This is a genomic window from Bradyrhizobium sp. TM239 (assembly GCF_036247985.1).
Classification (GTDB): Bacteria; Pseudomonadota; Alphaproteobacteria; order Rhizobiales; family Xanthobacteraceae; genus Bradyrhizobium; species Bradyrhizobium ottawaense.
The window spans coordinates 125,799-150,123 of the sequence record NZ_BTIR01000020.1 but is presented as its reverse complement, the minus strand read 5'-3'; the positions used below and the strand labels follow the sequence as shown (position 1 = coordinate 150,123).

The window sequence follows — 24,325 nt, the reverse complement described above, 5'->3', positions numbered from 1 at the left end:
TATGTCTCCGGTCTAAACATCAAATCGGGCGATGACAGCTGTGTTTGTGGGGGGCGGCCGCACCTACCCGAAATACCGCGTCAAAATCCCGCGATACACCTGCGTCAGCTTCTCCAGATCCTTCACCGGCACCCGCTCGTCGACCTGGTGCATGGTCTGGCCGACCAGGCCGAACTCGATCACCGGGCAGTAGCTGGAAATGAACCGCGCATCCGACGTGCCACCGCTCGTCGACAGCTCCGGCTTGCGGCCCGTCACCTCCTCGATCGCGGAGACCGCGAGATCGGTGAACGGACCCGGCTTGGTCACGAACACGTTGGAGTTCGAGGGCTCCCAGACGATGCGGGCCTTGATGCGGTTGCCGCAGGCTTTTGTCAGCCGCGTCTCGACCAGGTCGCGCAGGCTCGCTTGGGTGTGGTTGTCGTTGTAGCGGATGTTGAATTTTGCGCGGGCCTCGCCGGGGATGACGTTGCTCGCCTTGTTGCCGACGTCGACCGAGGTGAATTCGAGATTGGAGGCCTGGAATTGCGCGCTGCCATGGTCGAGCGGCTCGTCGGAGATCGCCACGATCAGCCTGGAGATGTCAGGCACCGGATTGGAGGCCCGATGCGGATAGGCGACATGGCCCTGCACGCCGTCGACATAAAGCGTGCCGGATTGCGAGCCGCGGCGGCCGACCTTGATGGTGTCGCCGAGGGTCTCGACATTGGAGGGCTCGCCCAGCACGCAATGGTCGAACTTCTCGCCGCGCTCGGCGGCCCATTTCAACAGCTTGATGGTGCCGTTGATGGAGACGTCTTCCTCGTCGCCGGTGATCAGGAACGAGATCGAGCCCTTTCCGTCGCTGCGCGGCTGGCCGCCGTTGGCGGCGAGATGCTCCAGCACCGCGGCCACCGAGCAGGCGATGCCGCCCTTCATGTCGACCGCGCCGCGGCCGTGCAGGACGCCGTCCTTCACCTCTCCGGAGAACGCACCGACGCTCCAGGCGCTCTCGTCACCGGGCGGTACCACGTCGGTATGGCCGGCAAAGGTGATGTGCGGCCCCTCGCTGCCGATCCGCGCGTAGAGATTGTCGACGTCGGCGGTGCCTTCCTCGCTGAACGTCACGCGGTGGCAAGTGAAGCCGGCGGCGTTGAGGGCTTTTTCGAGCACCCCGAGCGCACCGGCATCGGCCGGGGTTACCGAGGGGCAGCGGATCAGATCGCGGGCAATGGAGAGGGCATCGGTCATGTGCCCCGCTTAACATGCATGCCGCCGGGTGGGCTAGCGCGCGGCGGGACAATTTCGATCTCGCGGCTCTGGTCCCAGCTTTTCGCAGGGGGAGCGGCGGATGCGGAGCCGTCGTCGAAGTCGGCGAGCGGATCGGGGCCGAAGCGGTTGTGGCCCGCAGTGCCGGGCACGATGAACAGCTCGACGAGGCCCCACAGCCACAGGGCGGATGCGGCGAGGCTGAAGGGAAGCACCCAATTGGCGTCGGGCAGCAGGTCCGAGAACTGGCTGAACAGCCCGGGCACGAAGAAGAACAGAACGATCCACCAGCCGCTCCTGTCGCGATCGTGCAGCCGCTTGATGGCCGTCGCCAGGAAAATCCATGAGAACAGCGAAAGGCCGGACGACTTAAGGATCAGATCCGTGCGGTCAAAGGAGGCCAGCGACCGATAGGTCCGGGGATCGACCAGCTTGAAGAGGTCGTCGAGGCCGAAGTCGAAATCGAGCTTGATGGATAGCTTCAACGATCCGTCGACGTTGAGGAGGTGGATTACCTGACCGATCACGCCCAGCAAAGCCGCCAGCAGCGCGACGATCAGCAGCGCCTGCCACAGCAGGGCGCGGTTGAGGCGGCCGTCGAAGCGGAAGAGATACCGGGTCCAGTCCATGCGAAGGGCTCCGGGCGGGAGTGCCACCCGGAAATTGGTCGCGATGGAGGGAGGGTGGGTTCGATAGGGTGCTAAATCCGTCATCCCCGCGCAGCGGCGAAGCCGCTGTCGCTGGAGGTGCGAGGCATGGGACGCGACGCGTCCCATGGTGAGCCTCGAAGGATGAGCGGCCAGCGATGCCGCCGATAGCCGGGCCGTCGCCCTTCGAGGGCCGCTGAAGGAGCGGCCACCTCAGGGTGACGGGGATAAAGTTGGGTACGTCGCCCCAATCAATCCCGCAGCAGCTCGTTGATGCTGGTCTTGGAGCGCGTGCGCTCGTCGACGCGCTTGACGATGACGGCGCAGGCGGTGCTCGGGCCGATCTGGCCGTTCTTCATCGGCTTGCCGGGCAGCGCGCCGGGCACCACCACCGAATATTCGGGCACTTCGCCGATGAAGACCTCGCCGGTCTCGCGGTCGACGATCTTGGTGGAGGCGCCCAGGAACACGCCCATCGCCAGCACCGCGCCCTTGCGCACGATCACGCCCTCGGCGACCTCGGAGCGCGCGCCGATGAAGCAATCGTCCTCGACGATCACGGGCTCGGCCTGCAGCGGCTCGAGCACGCCGCCGATGCCGACGCCGCCGGAGATGTGCACGCGCTTGCCGATCTGCGCGCAGGAGCCGACGGTGGACCAGGTGTCGATCATGGTGCTCTCGTCGACATAGGCGCCGAGATTGACGAAGGAGGGCATCAGCACGACGTTGCGGGCGATGAAGGCCGAGCGCCGCACGATGGAGCCGGGGACCGCGCGGAAGCCGGCGTCGCGAAAACGGTTCTCGCCCCAGCCGTCGAACTTCGAGGGCACCTTGTCCCACCAGGTCGCCTTGCCGGGACCGCCGGGAATGGCGCCCATGTCGTTGAGGCGGAACGACAGCAGCACGGCCTTCTTCAGCCACTGGTTGACCTTCCACTTGCCGTCGCCGCCGCGCTCGGCGACGCGCGCCTCGCCCTTGTCCAGGATCTCCAGCGCATGATCCACGGCCTCGCGGACCTCGCCCTTGGTCGAGGTCGAGATACCGTCACGCGCGTCGAAGGCGCTGTTGATGGTGGATTCGAGGGCTTGGAGAGACATCGGGATTTCCTCTGGGGATCGGGAATTTTGATGGGATTGGGCGCTTTTTCGGGATTTGGGCGGGCGGAGTCAAGGCATACTCCGCCGTCGTCCATACTCCGCTGTCGTCCCGGACAAGCGCAGCGAAGCGGAGCGCCGATCCGGGACCCATAGCCACAGGAGTGGTTTGACGAAGATTCGGAGTTACCAATCCGGCGCGACAACCAAATCCTGTGGCTATGGGTCCCGGGTCGGCGCTTACGCTTGCCCGGGACGACGGCGGTTATAGGGGCGAGAGCCCCGCCAAAAACCCCGTCAGATCATCCGTGACATGGTCGACATGGGCGGCGTCCCGGCCCTCCAGTTCCCAATCTTCCCGCACCACCTCCTTCGTTCCGTCAGGCACCACCAGCACGGTGGTCATGCCGAGCTGGTGCGGGACGGTGAGGTTGCGGGCGAGGTCTTCGAACATCGCGGCTTTGGCCGGATCGACCGCATGGTCGGCGAGGAATTTCTGATACGTCTGCGCCGCCGGCTTCGGCTCGAATTCGGCGGCGATGATGTCGAACACGCCGTCGAAATGCGTGGCCAAGCCGAGCCGCTCCAGCACGGCATCGACATGGTCGACCGAGCCATTGGTCAGGATCAGCTTGCGCCCCGGCAGTCTTGCGATGGCTGCGCCGAGCGCAGGGTTCGGCTCCAGCGGCGAATGGTCGATCTTGTGGACATAGGCGAGATAATCGTCGGCGGAAACGCCATGCAGGGTCATCATGCCGCGCATCGTGGTGCCGAAGCGCAGGTAATAATCCTTCTGGAGTTTTCGCGCTTCCGCCGGCGTCACCTGCAGCCAGCTCGACACGAACTCGGTGATCCGCACATCGACCTGCTGCCACAGATTGACGTGATGCGGATACAGCGTGTTGTCGAGGTCGAACACCCAAGTGTCGACATGGGCAAAGGTGCGGGGGGATGTCATATCAAATCTCTATCCATTGAACGCAAGCGCCGCCCAACTCTCCGCTGTCGTCCCGGACAAGCGAAGCGCAGATCCGGGACCCATAGCCACAGGGATTAGTTTGACGAAGACTGACAGCCAGCATCTCGCCCCACAGCCAATCCTGAGGTTATGGGTCCCTGCTTTCGCAGGGACGACAGCGTTAAGTGTTGCGACATCACGATCAATCACGGCACCGCAAAGCGCAGCGTCTTGCCGCCGCTCGACATGTCCACGGCGGCAAAGCCGGTGGCCGCGAATCCGCGCGCGCCGCAATCGGTCTGCTCGACGGTTTCGAACTTGGTCTCGCGCGTGCACAGCGGCCTGTCGCCGCCCCAGTTCAGCGGCCGGTCCTTCAGCTTGACGACGCGGTTGTCGGCGTCGACGGCTTCCGCGAAGCTGAAGATCTGTTTCGGCTGGCCGGTCACGTCGGGGTGCAGGCACGTCTTGGGATCGATGCGATACCAGCCGCGGCTGGTCACGGACTTGCCGTCGTCGGTCGCGATTGCCGCCATCACCTTGTGCGGCGTGTCGTTGCACCAGGTGAGCCCGGTCGCGGACGGCGTCTGCACCGCATCGACCATGGTCTTGAAGAAGTTTTGCGAGCCCACGATGTCCGACGACAAGCCGCGGCTCTTCAGGAACGCGGCCAGGGCTGCCTGCGTCTTCGGCCCGTCGACGCCGTCGATCGGCGCGGCGTCGTAGCCCGCGATCACCAAAAGCCGCTGGATGCCGGCGAGGCGGGCCTGCTCGTCGTCATATTCGGAATCCTCGGCGAGATAGGCAATGAGGTTGCCGTCGGCTCCTTGCGCCGGCGTCACCTGCGTAAAGGCGGCCTGGGTCTGGCCGCTGCGGCATTGCCGGGCCGCCGCGATGACGAAATTGTCCTGCGCCACGCACAGCATGTCGCTGCCGTTCTGCGGAATCGGGGAGGCGCCATAGACGCCGAGCGCGCGGGCGTTGAGCAGGATGCGGTCGGCGGTCAGCGTGCCCTGCACCACCACACGGCAGGTGGCGGGATCGACCCTGAACCAGCCCCGCGTCGCGGTCGCCGCCTTGTCGTCGATGCCGATCGCGGCCTCGACGACATAGGACATGCGGTTGCAGATCTTCAGATCGGCGAAGGCCGGCACCGAGGAGAATACGAACGAGACGGCTGCGGCCGGCAGCGCCATCAGGAAACGGGCGAGGGGTGAGCGGCGGTGCTTCGCTCTCGATCCGTCATGCCCGGCCTTGTGCCGGGCATCCACGTTCTTGCTGCGAGACGAAAGATCGTGGATGGCCGGGACAAGCCCGGCCATGACGGCGCCTCTCGTGTTCTCGTCTCTCACTTGTGGATCAGCGTTCCCGTGCCCGTGTTGGTGAAGAGCTCGAGCAGCACCGCATGCTGCATCTTGCCGTCGATGATGACGACGCCCTCGACGCCCTGCTCCAGCGCATAGATGCACGTCTCGACCTTCGGGATCATGCCGCCGGAGATGGTGCCGTCGGCAATCAGCTTGCGCGCGTCCTTCACGGAAAGCTGCGGGATCAGCTTCTTCGACTTGTCGAGCACACCGGGCACGTCGGTGAGCAGCAGCAGGCGCTTGGCCTTCAGCGCGCCGGCGACGGCCCCTGCAAAGGTGTCGGCGTTGACGTTCAGCGTCTGGCCTTCCTTCGAGGTCGCGAGCGGTGCCAGCACCGGGATCAGCTCGTAGCCGATCAGCTGGTTGAGCAGCGTGAGGTCGACCTTCTCGGGGTCGCCGACGAAGCCGAGATCGACCGCCTTCTCGATATGCGAGTCCGGGTCGATGATGGTGCGCGTCGTCTTCGTCGCCTTCACCATGTTGGCGTCTTTGCCGGAGAGCCCCACGGCCTTGCCGCCGGCTTCGTTGATGTAGCCGACGATCTGCTTGTTGACGGAGCCGGCCAGCACCATCTCGACGATCTCGATGGTCGCCGCATCGGTGATGCGCAGCCCGGCTGCGAATTCCGAGACGATGCCGAGGCGCTTGAGCATGGTCGCGATCTGCGGCCCGCCGCCATGCACCACCACAGGATTGATCGCGGTCTGCTCCAGCAGCACGATATCGCGGGCAAAATTCTTTGCGGTCTCCTCGTCGCCCATGGCATGGCCGCCATATTTGATGACGATGGTTTCCTCGTCATACTGCTGCATGTGCGGCAGCGCTTCGGACAGGATGCGGGCCTGGTCGAGCGGGGAGATGTCGGTCATGTCGCGGATCTCGCTGGCGGGACTGTCGGTGCGCGTTCTATCCGATTGGCGGGCGCGGCGCAAAGTGCTCTTCGTGCCCCGGACGCTGCGCAGCGCTTCTTCAGCGGTGCGCTGCAGAGCCGGGGCCCATCCATCCGCGACTTGCCCTATGGCTTTCTGGGTCCCGGCTCTGCGGAGCGTCACCGCGTGCCGCACCGCGTCCGGGACACGAGACCTACTTCTTCGCGACCACCGCGGTCAGCGTCACGGCCAGCCAGCTCGCGATCATCACCGTCCCGCCCGTCGGTGCCGCATATGGAAACAGCGAGTGCCCGGCAAATTGCCGCAAGGTGAGGTCGCCCGCGAACAGCGCTGCGCCGATCACGAAGCCGAATGCGCCGATGAGGCCAATTCCGCCGTGCAGAAGGCCGCGCGCGAGCAGGGCTACAGCTGCAAGTATGGCAGTTGCATGAAACAGCAGCATGGCGCTCGCCGTGGCGAGCCGGCTCGCATCGCCGCCATGCGCCGAGGCGGCAGCCAGCGCGACGCCGGCGGCGCCCATCAAGCCGGCAAGCCCGATCAGCAGGCGCTGCGCCACCATCACGAGGCTCGCTCTTCCAGCAGCTTCGCCATCGCGGCGCGCAAGCCCTCCATGCCGGTCGAGCTGCGTGACGAGGTCGCGAGCACGTTCGGGAACGCGGCCGGATGTTTGGCCAGCGCCGCCTCGGTCTCGGCGATGCGCGATTGCAGCTCGGAGGCCTTCACCTGGTCGGCCTTGGTCAGCACGATCTGGTAGCTGACCGCGGAGCGGTCGAGCGTTTTGAGGACTTCGAGGTCGACGTCCTTGAGGCCGTGCCGTGCGTCGATCAGCACGTAGACGCGCGCGAGCGAGGCGCGTCCCAGCAGGAATTTGTGGATCAGCTCGGTCCAGGACGCGACCTGGCTCTTGGGTGCCTTGGCGTAGCCGTAGCCGGGCATGTCGACGAGGCGCAGGTCAGTCTTGCCGGGGACCTCGAAGAAGATCAGCTCCTGGGTGCGGCCCGGCGTATGCGAGGTGCGCGCCAGCGCGTTGCGGCCCGTCAGCGCGTTGATCAGGCTGGACTTGCCGACATTGGAGCGGCCGGCAAAGGCGATCTCCAGCCCCGCCATCGGCGGCAGCGTCTGGATCGAGGGCGAGGCCCAGATGAACTGCCAGTCGCGCGCGAACAGCTTTCGCCCGGCCTCGATCAGCTTCGCATCTTTGTCGTCGGTCATGCGAAGGCTTTCAGTTGTTTACCTCGTCATTGCGAGCGAAGCGAAGCAATCCAGAAATGCATCCGCGGAAACAGTCTGGATTGCTTCGTCGCTTCGCTCCTCGCAATGACGATTGCTACGTCGCCTTCCTCGCGAACGTCGCCTTGAGATTGTCGAACAGCTCCACCTTCACCCCGTTGCGGCGCATGATGTAGCTCTGCTGGAGCACCGAGAGGGTGTTGTTCCAGGCCCAGTAGATCACGAGACCCGCCGGGAAGCCCGCCAGCATGAAGGTGAAGATCAGCGGCATCCAGTTGAAGATGATCTGCTGCGTCGGGTCCGGCGGCGTCGGGTTCAGCTTCATCTGGAACCACATCGTGATGCCCATGATGATCGGCCAGATGCCGAGCGCGAGATAGTGACCGAACACCGGGATCGTGGTCGGATCGAACGGGATCAGCCCGAACAGGTTGAACAGGTTGGTCGGATCCGGCGCGGAGAGGTCCTTGATCCAGCCGTAGAACGGCGCGTGCCGCATCTCGATGGTGACGAACAGCACCTTGTAGAGCGAGAAGAACACCGGGATCTGGATCACCACGGGAAGACAGCCGGCGACCGGGTTGATCTTCTCCTTGCGGTAGATCTCCATCATCTCCTGCTGCTGCTTCACCTTGTCGTCGGGATAGCGCTCCTTCAGCGCCTGAAGCTGCGGCTGGATCGACTTCATCTTCGCCATCGAGGCGTAGGACTTGTTCGCCAGCGGGAAGAACAAGAGCTTCACGATCACGGTCACGAGCAGGATCGAGATGCCGAAATTGCCGAAGAAGCGGTAGAAGAAGTCGAGGCCGAGGAACATCGGCTTGGTGATGAAGTAGAACCAGCCCCAATCGATCAAGAGATCGAAATGGTTCAGCCCCAGCTCCTTGTTGTAGCCGCCGAGGCCGGCGAACGGGAACACGCCGACGACGCCGGCTTCCTTGGCGCCCGCGAACAGCCGCGCATTCGCGGTCGCAGTGCCGCCGATCGCGACGGTGACGGGGTCGAGCAGGTAGTCGGTCTGGTAGGTGTGGACGTTGCCGACCGGGTTCGACGAGAAGCGCGCCTGCAGCTGGGCATTGGTATCCGGCAGCAGCGCCGAGGCCCAGTACTTGTCGGTGATGCCGAGCCAGCCGTTGGTGGTCTTGAAGTCCACCTTCTTGGCTTCGTCGATCTTCTTGTAGGCGTATTCCTGCAGGCCCTGGTCGCCGAGATAGCCGATCAGGCCTTCATGCAGGATGTAGTAGCCGGAGACCTGCGGCGCACCGTGGCGCGAGATCAGCGCGAACGGATAGAGCGTAACCGGTGCATTGCCGACATTGCTCACCTCGTCCTTGATGGTGAAGAGATAATGGTCGTCGACCGCAACGGTGCGGCGGAAGGTGAGGCCGTCGCCATTCTCCCATTTCAGCACCACCGGCGTCGTCGGCGTCAGGCTGCCGCTGCCGTCCTGCTGCCAGACAGTCTGGGCATCAGGCATCTTTGCCGTCACGCCCGTCGCCGCCACCCAGCCGAATTCGGCGTAATAGGGCTCCGCGGTGCCCGAGGGCGAATAGAGGATGATCGGCGGCGACTTCGGGTCGACCGTTTCGCGGTATTGCACCAGCGCGATGTCGTCGATGCGGCCGCCCTTCAGCGCGATGCTGCCGGCAATTCGCGGCGTGTCGATCTTCACGCGCGGGCTGGCTGCAATCGCGGCCTCGCGCGCCACCACCGGCTGGGCCTGCTGGTTCGCGCCCGGCGTTGCCGGCTGAGCGGCGTTGCCCGGCTGCTGCGGCGCCGCGCCCGGCGTCGCGGAGGCCGATGGCTGCGGCGTGTTTTTCTGAAGCTCGGCCTGCGTCTGCTGCTGGGCGCGCTGCTTCTCCATCGCCGGCACGTTGTAGAAATACTGCCAGGCGATCAGGACGAGGCCCGACAGAATGACGGCGAGGATGGTATTGCGATTGTCGGTCATCTCTGGGGTCTCGTCATCAATCCGGTTTGCGGCTGGTCGCAGGAGCGTGGCTTGGCCTCTGGCCGCGTCGCTCCGACGGTGCCTTGGGCTGCCCTTTGTGCGTATGCCGCGCCGGCTTCGTGAACGCCATGCGCAGATCGTCGAGCATGGTGGCGAAGTCGCGCGAGAGCGCGTCCCTTCGGCCGACCAGGACATAATCATGATGGGGCTGCATCGACACCGGATCGAGCCGCTTCACCAGTTCGCGAAGCCGGCGCCGGATACGATTGCGCGCGGGGGCGTTGCCGTTCTTTTTGGTAACGGTGAAGCCGATACGGATCGGGCCGCCGTCATCGCGGGGGCGGCTTTGCAGGACGAACGCGGGACTGTTCACCCGCGCGCCATTGGCAACGGCGAGGAAATCCGCCCGCTGCCTCAGCCGATCCATGATGAAATCCCGGAAAAGGGGGTCCGGCTCAGGCGCTCAGACGCTTGCGGCCGCGGGCGCGGCGGGCGGCGAGAACCTTCCGGCCGCCGGCAGTGGCGAGACGGGCACGGAAGCCGTGACGGCGCTTGCGCACCAGTTTGCTGGGTTGATAAGTCCGCTTCACGGGTTTTTCTCCGCTGACCGGGCAATTTGCCTGTAGAATTGATGATAAAGTCCGGAAGATGCGGCCCAAAACGGGCCGTTTCCGGCCCCAAGAGAGCCGCTCCCGGTGTCGCACCGGGTCATCGCGGACAATTTGGCCGGCTTATAAGCGAGCGCCTTGTTTTCGTCAACGCCGCACAAGCGCACGATTCCGGTGAATATCGCTGTTTGTGCGGGGTTTTTAACCCTTGAGGTGGCGACTCGCGATATCAGCGCTTACATCCCACCTCGGCAGATTAGCGATCCGTAATTTGACCGGACCGGGGTCGGGCCGCATCTTCATACCCGCCAATCCTTCACCCGCCAAAGGCAGCGAGGGCGTATTTCGTGGCAGCGACAGACCTCCAGCCGGTCCAGGATCAGGATCAGCCGGACCCGCCGGCGATGCGCCCCCGCGGGACGCGTGGGCTTGGGCTGTCAGGCAAGCTGCTGCTGCTCACCATTCCCCTGGTGATGATCGCGGCCAGCCTGCTTTATGTGCCCGCCATCGCCAACTTCTGGGTCAACCGGCTGAACGACCGCGTCGCCGCCGCCAACACGGCGGCGCTGGTGCTGGACGCGGCGCCGCTCGGCATGGTTCCCGATTCGCTGTCGCGGCAGATCCTGAAAAGTATCAATGCCCGCGCCGTCGCCATCAAGATGGGCCAGCAGCGCCGGCTGCTCGCCAGCGACAATTTGCCGACCGCCATCGAGCATGACATCGACCTGCGCGACATGACGGCGTGGGAGGCGATCACCGGCTCGTTCCGGATGATGCTGGAGACCGGCAACCAGGCCATCCGCATCGTCGGGCCCGGCGTCGGCACGGCCCAGTTCATCGAGATCGTGACCGACGAGCTGCCGCTGCGGCAGCAGATGTACCGGTTCTCCCGCAACGTCGTGGTGGTCGCGCTGATCATCGCGGCGCTGACCGCGGGCCTCGTCTATCTCGCGCTCCATTATCTCTTCGTGCGCCCGATGCGGCGGCTGACCGCGAGCCTGGTCGGCTTCCACGAGAACCCCGAAAGCTCGGCCGGAATCATCGTGCCGAGCCAGCGCAGCGACGAGATCGGGGTCGCCGAGCGCGAATTGTCGGACATGCAGCGCGATCTGATGTCGATGCTGCATCAGAAGAGCCGGCTCGCCGCGCTCGGCCTCGCGGTGTCCAAGATCAACCACGATCTGCGCAATCTGCTGGCCTCGGCGCAGCTGCTGTCGGATCAGCTCGCCAGCGTGCCCGATCCGCGGGTGCAGCGCTTTGCGCCAAAGCTGGTGCGTTCGCTCGAGCGCGCCATCGCCTTCTGCCAGTCAACGCTGTCGTACGGCCGCGCCCAGGAGGCTGCGCCGGACCGCCGCATGATCCTGATCGAGCCTGTCGTGCTGGAGGTGCGCGAGACCGCGGGCCTCGCCTCCGACGCCTCGATCGCCTGGGTCGCCGCGATCGATCGCGGGCTTGCGATCGATGCCGATCCCGATCAGCTGTTCCGGGTGCTGCTCAACCTCGTCCGCAACGCCGCCCAGGCGCTGGAAAGTCACGCCTCCGGCGAGGGCGGAGTGCAGCAGATCCGGATCACGGGAAAACGCGAGGGCGCCGTCGCAATTCTCGAGGTTTCCGACACCGGCCCCGGTGTCCCCCCGAAGACCCGGGAGCACCTGTTCGAGGCGTTCCAGACCTCCGGCCGCCCCGGCGGCAGCGGCCTTGGCCTTGCGATTGCCGCCGAGCTGGTCCGCGCCCATGGCGGCGACATCCACCTGGTCGAAGGCACCATCGGCGCCACCTTCCGCATCGTCATCCCCGACCGCCCCGTGGAGCTTCTCTCCATCCGCAACGAGCGGCAGCGGGCGTAGTCGGCCAGAGGCCGAGTTTCTTCCGTCATTCCGGGGTCTGGAGCCCCCATCTATCCGTCATTCCGGGGCGCGACGACGTCGCGAGCCCGGAATCCATAGCCACTAGCCGGGGTTAGGAATTCCGGGCCTGGCCCATTGGGCCATCCCGGAATGACACCGACCCCCGTCATTTCCTTGCAAAATCTCCCCATCCCGGACCTTGCCAATCGGGGCAAGAGCGGTTAGTCAGAGCGCTCTTTCGCACCCCTCCGGCGCTGTCCGGAGGCTGCCTGCGGGCTTAGGTCCGCACTGTTCGCGAAAAACGCGCCCGTAGCTCAGCTGGATAGAGCATCAGACTACGAATCTGAGGGTCGGACGTTCGAATCGTTCCGGGCGCGCCATTCTTCGACGAGAGGTCAGGACAAAGCAGCATCTGGTCGCCAGACGGGCCCGAGACCGGATGGCTACGCCGTGTGAGGAGCGGAATGAAGATATCGCAGGCGTTCAAGTTCGAGGCGGCGCATCGGCTGCCGAACGTGCCTGAGACCCACCGATGCCGGCGGCTGCATGGTCATTCCTATCGGGTCGAGGTCCAGCTGGACGGACCGGTCGATCCGCACACCGGCTTCGTCGCGGATTTCTTCGACATCGAAAAAAGCTTCGCCGACATCATGGGCGCACTGGACCACCACTGCCTGAACGAGGTCGAAGGCCTCGAGAACCCGACCGCCGAGAATATTGCGATCTGGATCTGGGACCGGTTGAAGCCGAGCCTTCGGCAGCTGTCGGCCGTCCGGGTCTATGAGACGGCGGACTGCTGGGCCGAATATAACGGGCAGTGACGACGGCCCGCGCCGTTCGCGCCGTTCCGGGGGCGCCATTTCGGTAGTAAGTACGTCGCATGCGCACCATTGATCGTCTGTTCTCCTGCCTCGTTCTGCTCCTTGCCATCGCAGCCGCCCCGGTGCTTCCCGCAGCCGCGGCCGAGACCTGCCCGTTCATCAGCGCCCAGGAGCTCGCTCGTGCGATGCCGGCGCTCAAATGGTCGCTGATTTCAAATCAGGACGGCCGCGGCTGCATCTACCAGGCCGGGCGCGGCGACACGATGATGCTGTCCGTGTTCCGCAATCCCGACAAGGACCGCGCCAGGGAATTGTACGCGACCTTCGTCAAGACGCTGGCCGAGCGCATGCCGCTCAACGCAGTCGCGGGGATCGGCGACGAAGGCCAGGGCGGAACGAGCGCGGCCGGCGCAGAGCGCCAGGAGGCCTCGGTCGTCGCCTTGTCCGGCGATTACATTCTGCAGATCACCGTCTATCCGATCGGCCGGCGTGCCGACGATGCGCTGCTCGGGCCGCTCACCGAAGCCGCGCGCGTTGCCATCGCCAGCGTGAGCAAGAGCAGCGAGCGGTTCGGCAATTGCGAGTGGCTCACGGCCGCGGATGCCGATGGCTTTCTCGACACAAGCACGCTGACGGTCCAGCGCACCGGCGCGGGCAGCTGCATGATGTTCGATCGCGAGGCCAACACCATGACTGTCGCGGTGATCGCGACCTCGCGCGACACCGCCATCGGCATGATGAAACGCGCAGGCCCCTGCAAGCACGCGGCGATACAAGAGCTCGGCAGTGAAGCGTTCGGCGAGCATTCCTGCACCAAGGGCAACGGCAACGCCGTCACCATCTATGTCTGGAAGAACGGCAGGCAGGCTTCGATCCTGTTCGCGCCGGTCAAGCCGCATCCGGAATCCGGCTCGGTCGAGCGCCTGAAGGCGGTCGCGGGGAGGGTCTATGGAAAATTGTAACGGCGCCGGGTGATCTCTTCCGATAGGCGACTGGCCAAGCGCCTACGCCGCGGCCGACCGGCTTCACCGGCCCGCCAGCGCCTCCTTGCACTTGGCCGCGAAGGCGTTGAGGTAGGCGCCGATCTCGCTGGCCAGCGCCTCGGACCGATCGACATTCTGCAGGCTCATGTTGAGCGCGTAGACCGGAAGCCCGTCCAGCACGATGGGCGTGGCAACGGCGAGAACGCCGGGTTGCCACGACACCGCGCAATAGCCGTTGCGTTCGACCGAGCGTATCGATGTCCTGACGTCCGCAAGCAGCGCCTTCGTGGCCGCAGCGCTGCGCCGTTTGAATAGTTTCAGCAACCGCTCGCACTCGGCCTCGGCAATGCCGGCCAGATAGGCGCGACCCAGCGACGTCAACTCCATCGGGACCTGCTGGCCGGCAACCACGTTGCGCAGCGCCGCGCGCGGGCTGTAGCGGATCGACTCGAGATAGACCATCATGGCCCGATCCGCGGTCGCGAGCCCGACGTTGAGCCGGCGCTTGGCCGATTCGGCCCGCATCATCGCTCCGATCGCGTTGAGCACGGGTGACCCCGTTCGCATCGCGTGACCGATGCTGATGACGGACGCGGCAAGGCGATAGGTCCGCTGGTTAAGGACTTCGTCGAGCATCCCGGAATTGACCAGCGTTCGCGTCAGCCGGCTGACCGTCGATCGTGGCAATCCTGTTCGCTCCGCAATCTCGCCGTTGCCCAGCGTGTCGACGCCGGGCCGGAACGCCCGGAGGATCTCGATGCCCCGTTCGAGTGAGCGGTTGCCATTAACCCCGCCCGCATAATTGCGCGCCATCCGGGTCCTCCGTCATTTCCACTAAGTGGAAATAGGGGGATGTTCCGGGGGGCGCAAGCCGCTACAGCACCGGGAAGAAGAATGCCCGGCCGCGCTGGGGCCCAACGAGGAAACGGTACGGCCCGAAATCGGCATTCGGGAGCCCGAACGGAGCCTGCCATGTCCTATCAGCTCATCGAATTTTCCGTCGAGGCCGGTGTCGCGACGATTGCATTCAACCGGCCAGACCGGCGCAACGCCATGAGCGACGACATGCGCGCCGAGTTCGTCGGTGCGCTCGAAACCGTGGCTCGCGACAGGGCCATCAAGGCTCTGGTGCTGACGGGGCGCGGCAGCGCGTTTTGCGCCGGCGGCGACATCAGCGGGATGAAGCGCCGGCTCGCGGCGCCGCAGGGCGAGGTTGCATTCAACGGATGGAGCCGTCAGCAGGGCGTGCACCACGTGCAATCGCTGTTGCTGGGCCTGCCGAAACCGACGATCGCCGCCGTCAACGGCGCCGCGGCGGGTCTCGGTGCGGATACCGCGCTGGCCTGCGACTTCGTGATGGCAACGGAACGATCGAAATTCACCTGGTCCTACATCAAGCGAGGTTTGATCCCCGACGGCGGCGGCCTGTATTTCTTGCCCCGCCGGGTCGGGCTTCCCAGGGCCAAGGAGCTGATCTTCACCGGGCGCGTCGTCGAGGCCGACGAAGCGCTCGCGCTCGGCATCGTCGATCGCAAGGTGGCCTCAACGGAGCTGCTGTCGGCAGCGCAGGCCTGGGCGGTCGAACTGGCTCAGGGCTCTCCCACTGCGCTTGCGCTGGGCAAGAAGATCCTGAACGAGACGTTCGAGCATTCCGCGCACGACATTTTCAGTCTCGGCAGCCAGGCGCAGGCCATCTGCTACACCAGCGCAGAGCATCGCGACGCCGTGACGGCGTTCCTTGCGCAATCCGCGTCGAAGGATTGAGCGATGGATGCGATCGAACGCCTGATCCGCCCCCGCAGCGTCGCTGTCATCGGTGCGTCGGCAGACCCGAGCAAGACGTCGGGGCGGCCGGTGTCCTATCTCCGGAAGCACGGATTTACGGGTGCGATCTATCCCGTCAATCCGAGGGTCGCGGACGTCGGCGGTCTGACCTGCTACCCCGACATCGCCTCTCTGCCTGATGTGCCTGACGTCGGCCTTGTCCTGCTCGGCGCCGAACGCGCGCACGTCGCGGTGCGCGAATTGTCCGAGCGGGGGGCCGCGGCGGCGATCGTTCTCGCCAGCGGCTTCACCGAAACAGGGGCGGAAGGCGCCGCGCGCCAGAAGCAGCTCATGCAGGCCGCCGGCTCCATGCGCATCCTCGGGCCGAACACGATCGGCCTCGTCAATCTCACTGACAATATCGTGCTTTCGGCGTCGGGCGCGCTGGCGATGGATGACTTCCCGGCAGGGTCCATCGGATTGGTCTCGCAAAGCGGTGGCATTCTCGGCGCCCTGCTGTCGCGCGCCGCGGCGCGCGGGGTAGGGCTGTCGAAGCTGGTATCGACCAGCAACGAAGCCGATCTCGAGCTCGCTGATTTCATCGACTTTCTCGCCGGCGACAGCGCAACCAGCGTCATTGCGCTCTATGTCGAGGCGATCCGCAATCCATCTCGCTTTCGCGAGTCGGTCCTGAAAGCGCGACGCGCCGGCAAGCCAATCGTCGCTTTCAAGATCGGTCGATCGGAGGCAGGCGCACAAGCGGCCGTGTCGCACACCGGCGCGCTGGCCGGTTCCGATCGCATGTACGACGCCTTGTTCAGGCAACTCGGCGTGATCCGCGCCAGGACGTTCGAAGACCTGCTCGACATTCCCGCAGCCCTCAGCGTGGGACGGAAGCTGTCTGGCCGGCGTGTTGCGATCCTCACCTCGACCGGCGGCGCCGGCACGATCGTATCAGACAGTCTCGGCATCGCCGGCTTTGCAACGCCCACCCCCGACGCAGAGACGGCCGCGCAATTGCGCGCCTTGCAGTCGGGACCGCAGGCCAATCTCGATCGCAATCCGATCGATGTGACCCTGGCCGGTCTGCAGCCGGATCTGCTTCGTGCCGCGATCCGCATCCTGCTGGCAAGTCCGTCCTACGATGCGCTGGTCGTCATTGCCGGCTCGTCAGCGGTGGGATCGCCGGGCCTGATGGCCGATGCCATCCACGACTGCCTGCCGCTCAGCGACAAGCCGGTCATTGCCTATGTGAGTCCTCACGCGCCCGAGGTGGTTTCCGTCCTCACCCGGCGCGGCGTCCCTGCTTACACCTCCGCCGAGAGCTGCGCTGCTGCGCTCGACGGGCTGTTGCGGGCCGGAATGCCGGAGCAGGTCCAGACATCCAGCTCGCCCCTGACGACGGCCGATATCAGCGACTTCCCGACTGGTTCGCTCGATGAAGCACAGGCAAAGACGCTGTTCGCCCGCTTCGGGATTCCTGTCGCTGCAGAGAAAGTGGTCGCAACGGCGCGGGAAGCGGAGCAGGCGGCGCGCGACCTCGGCGGCCGGGTCGTGCTCAAGATTCTCTCGCGCGAGATCGCGCACAAGAGCGATGTCGGCGGCGTCGCGGTCAACCTGACTGCCGAGACGATCGGCAGCCGCCTGACGGCGATGGCGGATGAGGTCGAGGCCAGGGCCGGGACGCGGCCCGCCCAATTCCTGGTTCAGGAGATGATTTCAGCCGGCGTCGAGATCATTCTCGGAATGCATCGCGATCCCCTGGGAACGGCCATCCTTCTCGGCATGGGCGGCGTCGCGGCCGAGTTGTTCAAGGACACGACGATGCGCCTGCTTCGGCCGGAAGGCGGCCTCAGCCTGTCCGAGGCGAAAGCGATGGCGCGCGATCTCGTCACCTGGCCGTTGCTGGACGGTTTTCGGGGCCGGCCGACATGCGATGTCGAAGCGCTCGCGGAAGCGGTCGTCGCTTTCTCGCGCATGGTTGCGCAGCTCGGTGATCGACTTTCAGAGGCGGAGATCAATCCGGTGTTCGTATTGCCGGCGGGCCAGGGCGTGAAGGCGGCCGACGGATTGGTTGTTCTCGATGTCTGAACAAAATCGGATGGAGTTTTAGATGGCCTGTGGCGATATCATCAAGCACGACCGAGCTCGCGGAAACGGTTGCGCCATGCGGCGTCGGCGAGGTCTCGCCATCCTCGCCTGCGCTGTCGTCGCGGGGCTCGGACTGACGCCGGCGCGCGCCGAATATCCCGACAAGATCATCAAGATCGTGGTGCCCTTCGCAGCCGGCGGCGGGACCGACATCATCGCGCGAACGACCGCGCAGGAAATCCAGACGGACCTCGGCAAGTCCGTCATCATCGAGAACAAGCCGGGCGCCGGGACCATCATCGGGACCCAGACGGTGGCCACCAGCGAGCCCGACGGCTATTCGCTTCTGATGGCGACCTTCGCGCACGCGGTCAACCCGAGCCTGTACAAGAAGCTGCCGTTCGATCCGCACCAGGATTTCGCGGCGATCTCGCTGATCGCGCGGTCTTTCAATATCGTCGTGGTCAATCCGGCCTCCAAGATCAACTCGATCTCGGATTTGATCGCTGAAGCCAAGGCCAATCCCGGCAAGCTCAATTTCGGAACGTTCGGCACCGGCACCTCGGCTCATCTCGCGGGCGAACTGTTCAATGCGATGGCGAAGGTCAAGATGACGGCTGTGCCCTACAAGGGCGCCGCGCCTGCGATCAGCGATCTCTTAGGTGGACAGATCGACGTGATGTTCACCACGGTGGCCAGCGCGGCCTCGCTGGTGGCTGCAGGCCAGCTCCGGGCGCTGGCTGTCACGTCCGCCGAACGTTCGGCGGCATTTCCGCAATTGCCTGCGGTCGCCGAGGCCGGGGTTCCCGGTTACGCCGCCGAGTCCTGGTACGGACTGTACGCTCCGGCCAGGACGCCCGCTCCGGTGATTGCGCGTCTCAATCAGACGATCGCCAAGGCGGTTCAGTCCGGTGCTTTCAAGAAACTGGAGGCCAACGAAGGCCTGATCATGGTCGGCGGCGCTCCGGAACAGCTCGATCGCTATGTCGGGCAGGAGGAGGAGCGCTGGCGCAAGCTGGTCAAGGACGCCAACATCGAGGTGCAATAGCGAGCCGCGCATGAATCGCTTTTGAGACCCTCGGAGAGCACATTGCCGCGTGCCCATTATGGGCAGGAGTGACGCAGACCGTCGTAGCCCAGATAGGTCCCTGGAGGATACGAAACGTCGCGCGAGCGCGCCTTGCTCCTAGCTATCCTCACCGTCACGCCGGCGGAAGGGATCGGCGACATCATCGTGACCGCTGCGGCTGCTGAAGAACATCAGGGCCATCAGCCCGCAGCCGATGAGCAGGGAGAAGAAAGCTCCGAGGCCAAGCGCGATCCAGCCATGCTTGCCCATTTCGACCCCGCTGCTGGCTCCCCAGACTGAAAATCCCCAAACGCCCGTGAGGATCAACATGGCTCCGAGAGCGACCAACAGGGCGATCTGGCCGGCACTGATGTTTTTCATGGCGGTTTCCGTTGTCTGCCTGGCGAGAGCCAATTGCGGACGCGAGGCGGTGTTCTTGTGACGCCGCCGCTCCGCGCCGTGCTCGTTCGAGTTCGCTCTGCCGGAGCATGCCTGACGAAGCTCGGAAGCAACTTGCGCGGCAACAACTTCCGCCACGGGTCGTCCGTGGAACTCTTACGAGATCACCGGCGATTCAGCGGCCCGCCATCCGGCGGCGTGCCGCTATCGCACGAGCGTTATGCTCCGTCGTATCTGCCTTCCTCATTCGGAGACGGCGAGGACGGTCAGCCTCTTGACGCGTTTGTCGGGCGTCTCGAACTCGATCCGCTGCCCCATTGAGAGGCCGATCAGGGCCGCTCCAACAGGCGTCAGGATCGAGATCCGGTTGAGCTCGATATTCGCCTCGTGCGGATAGACCAGCATGATCTCCCGGCTCGCACCCGTCTCGTCATCGCGATAGGTCACTTTGGAGCCCATCCTGACCACGCCGCGCAAATCGCTCTCTGCGGCGACCGACGCGCGCTCCAGCTCGCGCGCCAGAAACTGGGCGACACGGGGAAACAGATCCATGGTCGAATTCGCCAGCGAGCTGAGACGCCGCGATTCGTCTTCAGTGATCTTGATCGGTGGCAACGCCGGCTGGTCGCGCCGAATCTCGGCTTCGAAGTTGTGCATTTGATGTCTCCTATGCTGCAGTTGGTCCGGGATCGTCATCGAGCGGCTTGCTTCGCCGATGAGCCCGGAAGAGAGGGACGACGTTGGGGCTTGATCGGGTGACGCTCTGAACCCTGACGACGTTCAGGCAGCCGGCGAGGAGGTATGGCATTTGGTCGCCAACCCTCAGGCCGATCAAAGCGGCCCCCAAAGGTGTCAGGACCGAAATGCGGGCGGGATCCGACCAACACTCCTCGGGCCAGACCAATTGCACGATGCGACGCGGAACGCCCCAATTCGTGCAATACGTGACCCATGATCCCACGGTCACCCGCGAACGGAGATCGTCCCAATCGTTCGGCACGATGTCGGCGCGGTTGATCTCACTTATGAGGAATATCCCGTCCAGGTCGCCTTTTTGGGCGGCAAGGCGGGCAAGCTGTTCGAGTCGCGGATAGTCCGATGCGGTGAGCGCGATTTTTGGAAGAGGCAGCACGGCACACTCCTTCTGCTTCAATACGACCTCTCGGATGGAGGTCACGAAAGCTGGAAAAGAGCCCGGACGGCGCGAACACCGTCCGGCTAACCGCCTGCTTGGAGGCGGCCGGCGTGAAGACCAAAGCGCGCGGTGCGCGCATCTATGTCGACGACGTATGCCATGACGTCCTTACTATAGTGATTCATTTCACTGACAACATTGCGGCGAAACCGCACAGTCGCGAGCGATCGAACCGTCGCCGGCAGTCTTTGATTTGGCGGCGATGCGAGCTGCAGAGTCCACGGCTCAGCCGCCAGCAACGGAACCTCCGCCGGCGGCTGACGGTCCCGTCTCAGGATCCCCCATCATTGATCTGAAGCAATGATGATCACGATCACCAATGCTAGAGCGACTCGCAAGTCGCGACTCAGGGCTCCCCAGCCGGTCGCGGCAATCGCAGCGCGTGTTGGAATCTGAGGGCTCAATGGGACGACTACTGAATATCGTGACGCCGCTGCATACGGCGACGAAGCGCGACTACATGGGCCGCATGAACGACGACAAGATCGGCTGTTCGCTGAAGGCGCGGGAATACGAGGCCGACTATTGGGACGGCGACCGCCGCTTCGGCTATGGCGGCTATCGTTTCATCGAGGGGCGCTGGGCGCCGGTCGCCAAGGCGCTGATCGAGACCTACGGCCTGAAGGACGGCTCCAGCGTGCTCGACGTCGGCTGCGGCAAGGGCTTTCTGCTGTACGAGATGCAGAAGATCCTGCCGGGCTTGAAGGTCGTCGGCTTCGATATCTCCAAGCACGGCCTCGAAAATGCGCACGAGCAGGTGAAGCCCTACCTCTTCAACTACCGCGCCCAGGACATCTATCCCTATGGCGACAAGAGCTTCGACCTCGTGATCTCGCTCGGCACCCTGCACAATCTCCGGCTCTACGAGCTCGAAGCGGCGCTCAAGGAGGTCGAGCGGGTCGGCAAGAACAAATACGTCATGGTCGAGGGCTACCGGAACGTCGCCGAATTGCACAACCTCGAATGCTGGGCGCTGACGGCGGAGTCCATCCTGCATACGTCGGAATGGATCTGGCTGTACGGCAAGCTCGGTTACACCGGCGATTACGAATTCATCTATTTCGAGTGATCGGGCGCTCCTCATGGACATCAAGACTGCCAAGGCAGCCATTCTCGTCGAATCGGGCAAGCCGCTGATCGTCGACGAGTTCACCTTGCCCGACAGGCTCGAACACGGCCAGGTGCTCGCGCATGTGCACACGTCGAGCATCTGCGGCGCGCAAATCAACGAGATCGACGCCGTCAAAGGCGTCGACAAATTCCTGCCGCACCTTTTGGGGCACGAAGCGCTGGCCACGATCGTCGAAACCGGACCCGGCGTCGTCTCCTGCAAGCAAGGCGACACCGTCGTCATGCATTGGCGGCCCGGCAAGGGCATCCAGTCCAATACGCCGGCTTATTCCTGGCGCGGCAAGCGCCTCAATGCGGGCTGGGTCACCACCTTCAACGAATATGCCGTGGTCTCCGAGAACCGTGTCACGCCCGTTCCGGCCTCGATCGACCGCACCAGCGCGCCGCTGCTCGGCTGCGCGGTGACGACCGCGCTCGGCGTCGTCAACAACGACGCGCAGATCGCCATCGGCGAAGCCGTCGTCGTGTTCGGTGTCGGCGGCGTCGGGTTGAACATCGTGCAGTTCGCCGCGATGGTCGGCGCCTATCCCGTCATCGCGATCGACCGCCTCGACAACAAGCTGGCGATGGCGAAGGATTTCGGCGCCACTCACACCATCAACTCAGAAGCGGTCAAGGATGTCGCTGCCGCGGTTCGGTCCATCACCGGGGCCGACGGACCCGACAAGGTCGTCGAGACCACGGGCGTCAAGAATCTGATCGAGCTCGCCTACGAGATTACGGCGAAGAAAGGCCGCTGCATCCTGGTCGGCGTTCCCCGCGAGAAGGCCGAGATCTACACGCTGCCGTTACACTTCGAGAAGGTGCTGAAGGGCTCGGAAGGCGGGCAATGCCAGCCCGCGCGCGACATCCCGCGTCTCGTTCGCCTGAGCGACGCCGGCAAGGTGAGCTACCGCGGGATCGTGACCCACGAGTTCGCACTCGACGACGTCAACGATGCGCTCGACCTGATGCGCAGCGGCACCTCGGGGCGGATCCTGCTGAACATCAGCTAGGCCGGAGCGAAGGCGCCGACGATACGTCGGCGCTGGCGCTGCAGCAGCCAGGCCGCGATCGCCATGTTCACGACATTCCAGGCGATGCCGTTGACCAGCGCCGACGCGTAGGAGCCGGTCCAGTCGTAGATCGCGCCGGCCATCCAGGCCCCCAGCGCCATGCCGGCGAGCGTGACCGAGATGGCAAGGCTGACGCGAAAGCCGGCTTCCCGCGCCGGGAACAGCTCGCGGATGATCACCGCATAGCTCGGCACGATGCCGCCCTGCGCCAGGCCGAAAATGGCGGATACGACGTAGAGCGAGACCAGCCCGTTGAACGGCAGGTAGAGCGCGAGTGCCATGGCCTGCATCGCCGAGCCCAGCAGCAAGGTCGGCAGGCCGCCGATGCGGTTCAACAGCCAGCCGAAAACAAAGCGGCTCGCCACGCTGAAGCCGAGCATGACCGCCAGCATTTCGGCACCGCGCGCAGAGCCGTAGCCGAGGTCGCCGCAATAGGCGACCAGATGGACCTGCGGCATCGCCATGGCGACGCAGCAGCAGATGCCGGCCAGGGCCAGCAGGCCCTGGGTGACGCTGGGAGACAGGCCGATCGCCTGTATTGTGCTGCCGCGGCTCGCCGCCTCGCGCGCAGCCTTGTGGAAGACCGGCCGTCGCCGCAGAACCAGACAAAGCGGCAGCATCGTTGCGAGGCAGAACAGGCCGATGCCGATATGGGTCTGCCGCCAACCATGCGCGGCGATGGCATGCTGGACGATGGGTGGCCAGACCACGCCGGCAAGAGAGCTGCCGGCCATCGCCAGGGAAATCGCAAGGCCGCGGTGCCTGTCGAACCACAGCGAGGCGTCGGCGACCAGGGGCGCGAAGCTGGCTGCGCCGCCGAGCCCGATCGTGACGCCTGAGATGATCGCGAACACGAACAGGTTCGGAGCGAAGGCGGTGAGGACGTAGCCGAGGCTCATCAGGACCGTGCCCCCGGCCAGCGGCGGCAGGATGCCGAAGCGATCTGTCAGGCGGCCGATAACGATGCCGCCGATCATGAAGCCGATGATGGCGAATGTGTAGGGCAGGGTCGCCTCGGCGCGCGGCGCGTTGAAATCGGCCTGCACCGCTGGCAACGCCACGACCAGCGACCACATGCCGACGCAGCCCAGTGTGCTGAGGGCCATGGAGACGGTGAGGCGAATCCAGGAATAGGAATTTTCGATCGACGGCATGTCAGGCACTGCGGCGGGTTTCCTCGGGCTGCATGGAGACCGGCCCTGGGGTATCGCTCGCCGCCGCCGGCGACAAAGCAGGATTTCTGTTTTGTCGGGCGAGCGAAACTCATGCATCCTGCCGGCCTTCCCGCATCGCCCGGAGCCGGCCATGACGTATCTGCTGCCGCCACTCAATGCCCTTCGCGCCTTCGAGGCCGCCGCCCGTCATCTCAGCTTCAAGCAGGCCGCTCACGAGCTGCACGTCACAGCCGGTGCCGTCAGCCAGCAAGTCCGCCTCTTGGAGGAGCGGCTGGGGGTGCAGCTGTTCGAGCGGCGGACACGGCAGATCATTCTGACCTCTGCCGGCGAAACCTATCTGGCGCGGGTCCGGGAGGCGTTTCGTTGCCTTGCCGAGGCCACCGCCGAGCTCAAGCCCGAGGGCGTCACAAGCCTGCTGCATATCGGGCTCCACGCCAGTTTTGCGATCGATGCGTTGCGGGCGCGCCTGGCGCAGTTCCGCCGGGCCGAGCCCCAGCTCGCCATTCGCATCAGCCAGCCGGCGGGGCTGCACGAGCTGCTCGAAGGCAAGGTCGACGTCGTGATTGCGGACAGGGTGCAGCGCTGTCCCGGCTACAAATGCGAGCCCCTGCAGAGCGGCTTCCTGATCGGCCCGCTCGGCACCGCAGATTGTCCGGAGATCGAAACCTTGCGGTCGTGCCTGCTTGGCGATGTCGAGCACGCGCGGCCGGCCGCGCCGAGGGCGCCGCTGGCCGCCAGTGCGGCAAGGCCGGCACGCAGACCATCCAAGCCGTTCTTTTCCGCCTGAACGAGCCTATTCGCAGGT

General features: G+C 64.9%; 25 protein-coding genes and 1 tRNA gene. 10 read left to right on the top strand and 16 right to left on the bottom strand.

Features of this window, described 5'->3' with window-relative positions; translation table 11 throughout:
* Positions 1-63 precede the first annotated feature (63 nt).
* The 11 genes from dapE to rpmH form a co-directional block, all read right to left on the bottom strand.
* Positions 64-1,230 carry a succinyl-diaminopimelate desuccinylase gene (dapE, locus tag AABA84_RS28920; RefSeq protein ID WP_212246171.1) on the bottom strand — a complete coding sequence of 389 codons (1,167 nt, stop codon included), beginning with the start codon at positions 1,228-1,230 and terminating at the stop codon, positions 64-66.
* Complete coding sequence (locus AABA84_RS28915; RefSeq protein WP_246550052.1) at positions 1,227-2,024, bottom strand: DUF805 domain-containing protein; 798 nt, start codon at positions 2,022-2,024, stop codon at positions 1,227-1,229. Before AABA84_RS28915 ends, dapE begins: the two co-directional genes overlap by 4 nt.
* Positions 2,025-2,146: 122 nt before the next feature.
* The gene (dapD, locus tag AABA84_RS28910; protein WP_212246168.1) at positions 2,147-2,992 is read right to left on the bottom strand and encodes a 2,3,4,5-tetrahydropyridine-2,6-dicarboxylate N-succinyltransferase; all 846 of its coding nucleotides are present in this window, start codon (positions 2,990-2,992) and stop codon (positions 2,147-2,149) included.
* A 262-nt stretch (positions 2,993-3,254) separates the two neighbouring features.
* On the bottom strand, positions 3,255-3,947 hold the full coding sequence (locus AABA84_RS28905; protein WP_212246166.1) for a pyrimidine 5'-nucleotidase: 693 nt from the start codon (positions 3,945-3,947) through the stop codon (positions 3,255-3,257).
* A gap of 206 nt (positions 3,948-4,153) precedes the next feature.
* Positions 4,154-5,140 carry a DUF1036 domain-containing protein gene (locus AABA84_RS28900; protein ID WP_212246233.1) on the bottom strand — a complete coding sequence of 329 codons (987 nt, stop codon included), beginning with the start codon at positions 5,138-5,140 and terminating at the stop codon, positions 4,154-4,156.
* A gap of 152 nt (positions 5,141-5,292) precedes the next feature.
* A complete protein-coding gene (argB, locus tag AABA84_RS28895; protein ID WP_212246162.1) occupies positions 5,293-6,180 on the bottom strand; it encodes an acetylglutamate kinase in 888 nt (295 codons plus the stop codon).
* A gap of 214 nt (positions 6,181-6,394) precedes the next feature.
* Positions 6,395-6,760 (bottom strand): DUF423 domain-containing protein, encoded by a 366-nt coding sequence (locus AABA84_RS28890; protein WP_338313849.1) that lies wholly within the window; start codon positions 6,758-6,760, stop codon positions 6,395-6,397.
* A complete protein-coding gene (gene yihA, locus AABA84_RS28885) occupies positions 6,760-7,413 on the bottom strand; it encodes a ribosome biogenesis GTP-binding protein YihA/YsxC (protein ID WP_212246160.1) in 654 nt (217 codons plus the stop codon). The genes AABA84_RS28890 and yihA overlap by 1 nt, the downstream gene beginning before the upstream one ends.
* 115 nt (positions 7,414-7,528) lie before the next feature.
* A complete protein-coding gene (gene yidC / locus AABA84_RS28880; RefSeq protein ID WP_212246158.1) occupies positions 7,529-9,382 on the bottom strand; it encodes a membrane protein insertase YidC in 1,854 nt (617 codons plus the stop codon).
* 16 nt (positions 9,383-9,398) lie between these two features.
* Complete coding sequence (gene rnpA, locus AABA84_RS28875; RefSeq protein ID WP_338313848.1) at positions 9,399-9,809, bottom strand: ribonuclease P protein component; 411 nt, start codon at positions 9,807-9,809, stop codon at positions 9,399-9,401.
* Positions 9,810-9,837: 28 nt separating this feature from the next.
* On the bottom strand, positions 9,838-9,972 hold the full coding sequence (gene rpmH, locus AABA84_RS28870; RefSeq protein WP_008542748.1) for a 50S ribosomal protein L34: 135 nt from the start codon (positions 9,970-9,972) through the stop codon (positions 9,838-9,840).
* A gap of 365 nt (positions 9,973-10,337) precedes the next feature.
* Between rpmH and AABA84_RS28865 the strand changes: the two genes are divergently transcribed.
* From AABA84_RS28865 to AABA84_RS28850, 4 genes are all read left to right on the top strand, one after another.
* Complete coding sequence (locus AABA84_RS28865; RefSeq protein ID WP_212246148.1) at positions 10,338-11,837, top strand: sensor histidine kinase; 1,500 nt, start codon at positions 10,338-10,340, stop codon at positions 11,835-11,837.
* Positions 11,838-12,140: 303 nt separating this feature from the next.
* A tRNA-Arg gene (locus tag AABA84_RS28860) sits at positions 12,141-12,217 on the top strand.
* Between the two features lie 84 nt (positions 12,218-12,301).
* Positions 12,302-12,658 carry a 6-carboxytetrahydropterin synthase QueD gene (queD, locus tag AABA84_RS28855; RefSeq protein WP_212246146.1) on the top strand — a complete coding sequence of 119 codons (357 nt, stop codon included), beginning with the start codon at positions 12,302-12,304 and terminating at the stop codon, positions 12,656-12,658.
* Between the two features lie 59 nt (positions 12,659-12,717).
* A complete protein-coding gene (locus AABA84_RS28850) occupies positions 12,718-13,620 on the top strand; it encodes a hypothetical protein (protein WP_338305860.1) in 903 nt (300 codons plus the stop codon).
* Between the two features lie 63 nt (positions 13,621-13,683).
* Here the strand turns inward: AABA84_RS28850 and AABA84_RS28845 are convergent, their stop codons facing one another.
* On the bottom strand, positions 13,684-14,454 hold the full coding sequence (locus AABA84_RS28845; RefSeq protein WP_338313847.1) for an IclR family transcriptional regulator: 771 nt from the start codon (positions 14,452-14,454) through the stop codon (positions 13,684-13,686).
* A gap of 159 nt (positions 14,455-14,613) precedes the next feature.
* Here AABA84_RS28845 and AABA84_RS28840 point away from each other — a divergent pair, with 159 nt between their 5' ends.
* From AABA84_RS28840 to AABA84_RS28830, 3 genes are read left to right on the top strand one after another with little or no spacing between them, the layout of a single operon-like run.
* On the top strand, positions 14,614-15,405 hold the full coding sequence (locus tag AABA84_RS28840; RefSeq protein ID WP_338313853.1) for an enoyl-CoA hydratase/isomerase family protein: 792 nt from the start codon (positions 14,614-14,616) through the stop codon (positions 15,403-15,405).
* A 3-nt stretch (positions 15,406-15,408) separates the two neighbouring features.
* Positions 15,409-17,496: an acetate--CoA ligase family protein gene (locus tag AABA84_RS28835; RefSeq protein ID WP_338313846.1), complete on the top strand. Its 2,088-nt coding sequence runs from the start codon at positions 15,409-15,411 to the stop codon at positions 17,494-17,496.
* Between the two features lie 22 nt (positions 17,497-17,518).
* Positions 17,519-18,544 carry a tripartite tricarboxylate transporter substrate binding protein gene (locus AABA84_RS28830; protein WP_445083428.1) on the top strand — a complete coding sequence of 342 codons (1,026 nt, stop codon included), beginning with the start codon at positions 17,519-17,521 and terminating at the stop codon, positions 18,542-18,544.
* Positions 18,545-18,682: 138 nt separating this feature from the next.
* Here AABA84_RS28830 and AABA84_RS35065 read toward each other — a convergent pair whose 3' ends face one another.
* The 3 genes from AABA84_RS35065 to AABA84_RS28815 form a co-directional block, all read right to left on the bottom strand.
* Positions 18,683-19,102, bottom strand: coding sequence for a hypothetical protein (locus AABA84_RS35065; RefSeq protein WP_433960967.1), 420 nt, complete (start codon positions 19,100-19,102; stop codon positions 18,683-18,685).
* 105 nt (positions 19,103-19,207) lie between these two features.
* Positions 19,208-19,621, bottom strand: a complete 414-nt coding sequence (gene rnk / locus AABA84_RS28820; protein ID WP_212246135.1) for a nucleoside diphosphate kinase regulator — start codon at positions 19,619-19,621, stop codon at positions 19,208-19,210.
* A gap of 10 nt (positions 19,622-19,631) precedes the next feature.
* The gene (locus AABA84_RS28815) at positions 19,632-20,117 is read right to left on the bottom strand and encodes a GreA/GreB family elongation factor (RefSeq protein WP_212246133.1); all 486 of its coding nucleotides are present in this window, start codon (positions 20,115-20,117) and stop codon (positions 19,632-19,634) included.
* A 445-nt stretch (positions 20,118-20,562) separates the two neighbouring features.
* On the opposite strand from AABA84_RS28815, the gene AABA84_RS28810 reads away from it, so the two are divergent.
* Positions 20,563-21,228, top strand: coding sequence for a class I SAM-dependent methyltransferase (locus AABA84_RS28810; RefSeq protein ID WP_246550051.1), 666 nt, complete (start codon positions 20,563-20,565; stop codon positions 21,226-21,228).
* Positions 21,229-21,241: 13 nt separating this feature from the next.
* A complete protein-coding gene (locus AABA84_RS28805; protein WP_338313845.1) occupies positions 21,242-22,285 on the top strand; it encodes a zinc-binding dehydrogenase in 1,044 nt (347 codons plus the stop codon).
* Here the strand turns inward: AABA84_RS28805 and AABA84_RS28800 are convergent.
* The gene (locus tag AABA84_RS28800; protein ID WP_338313844.1) at positions 22,282-23,499 is read right to left on the bottom strand and encodes an MFS transporter; all 1,218 of its coding nucleotides are present in this window, start codon (positions 23,497-23,499) and stop codon (positions 22,282-22,284) included. The genes AABA84_RS28805 and AABA84_RS28800 overlap by 4 nt on opposite strands.
* 151 nt (positions 23,500-23,650) lie before the next feature.
* On the opposite strand from AABA84_RS28800, the gene AABA84_RS28795 reads away from it, so the two are divergent.
* Positions 23,651-24,307, top strand: a complete 657-nt coding sequence (locus AABA84_RS28795; protein WP_338313843.1) for a LysR family transcriptional regulator — start codon at positions 23,651-23,653, stop codon at positions 24,305-24,307.
* Positions 24,308-24,325 lie beyond the last annotated feature (18 nt).

Coding starts and splice junctions, on each gene's coding strand:
- dapE (WP_212246171.1), bottom strand. CDS start 1,230: ATGACCGATGCCCTCTCCATTGCCCGCGATCTGATCCGCTGCCCCTCG.
- AABA84_RS28915 (WP_246550052.1), bottom strand. CDS start 2,024: ATGGGACGCGTCGCGTCCCATGCCTCGCACCTCCAGCGACAGCGGCTT.
- dapD (WP_212246168.1), bottom strand. CDS start 2,992: ATGTCTCTCCAAGCCCTCGAATCCACCATCAACAGCGCCTTCGACGCG.
- AABA84_RS28905 (WP_212246166.1), bottom strand. CDS start 3,947: ATGACATCCCCCCGCACCTTTGCCCATGTCGACACTTGGGTGTTCGAC.
- AABA84_RS28900 (WP_212246233.1), bottom strand. CDS start 5,140: ATGGCGCTGCCGGCCGCAGCCGTCTCGTTCGTATTCTCCTCGGTGCCG.
- argB (WP_212246162.1), bottom strand. CDS start 6,180: ATGACCGACATCTCCCCGCTCGACCAGGCCCGCATCCTGTCCGAAGCG.
- AABA84_RS28890 (WP_338313849.1), bottom strand. CDS start 6,760: ATGGTGGCGCAGCGCCTGCTGATCGGGCTTGCCGGCTTGATGGGCGCC.
- yihA (WP_212246160.1), bottom strand. CDS start 7,413: ATGACCGACGACAAAGATGCGAAGCTGATCGAGGCCGGGCGAAAGCTG.
- yidC (WP_212246158.1), bottom strand. CDS start 9,382: ATGACCGACAATCGCAATACCATCCTCGCCGTCATTCTGTCGGGCCTC.
- rnpA (WP_338313848.1), bottom strand. CDS start 9,809: ATGGATCGGCTGAGGCAGCGGGCGGATTTCCTCGCCGTTGCCAATGGC.
- queD (WP_212246146.1), top strand. CDS start 12,302: ATGAAGATATCGCAGGCGTTCAAGTTCGAGGCGGCGCATCGGCTGCCG.
- AABA84_RS28850 (WP_338305860.1), top strand. CDS start 12,718: ATGCGCACCATTGATCGTCTGTTCTCCTGCCTCGTTCTGCTCCTTGCC.
- AABA84_RS28845 (WP_338313847.1), bottom strand. CDS start 14,454: ATGGCGCGCAATTATGCGGGCGGGGTTAATGGCAACCGCTCACTCGAA.
- AABA84_RS28840 (WP_338313853.1), top strand. CDS start 14,614: ATGTCCTATCAGCTCATCGAATTTTCCGTCGAGGCCGGTGTCGCGACG.
- AABA84_RS28835 (WP_338313846.1), top strand. CDS start 15,409: ATGGATGCGATCGAACGCCTGATCCGCCCCCGCAGCGTCGCTGTCATC.
- AABA84_RS28830 (WP_445083428.1), top strand. CDS start 17,519: ATGGCCTGTGGCGATATCATCAAGCACGACCGAGCTCGCGGAAACGGT.
- rnk (WP_212246135.1), bottom strand. CDS start 19,621: ATGCACAACTTCGAAGCCGAGATTCGGCGCGACCAGCCGGCGTTGCCA.
- AABA84_RS28810 (WP_246550051.1), top strand. CDS start 20,563: ATGGGACGACTACTGAATATCGTGACGCCGCTGCATACGGCGACGAAG.
- AABA84_RS28805 (WP_338313845.1), top strand. CDS start 21,242: ATGGACATCAAGACTGCCAAGGCAGCCATTCTCGTCGAATCGGGCAAG.
- AABA84_RS28800 (WP_338313844.1), bottom strand. CDS start 23,499: ATGCCGTCGATCGAAAATTCCTATTCCTGGATTCGCCTCACCGTCTCC.
- AABA84_RS28795 (WP_338313843.1), top strand. CDS start 23,651: ATGACGTATCTGCTGCCGCCACTCAATGCCCTTCGCGCCTTCGAGGCC.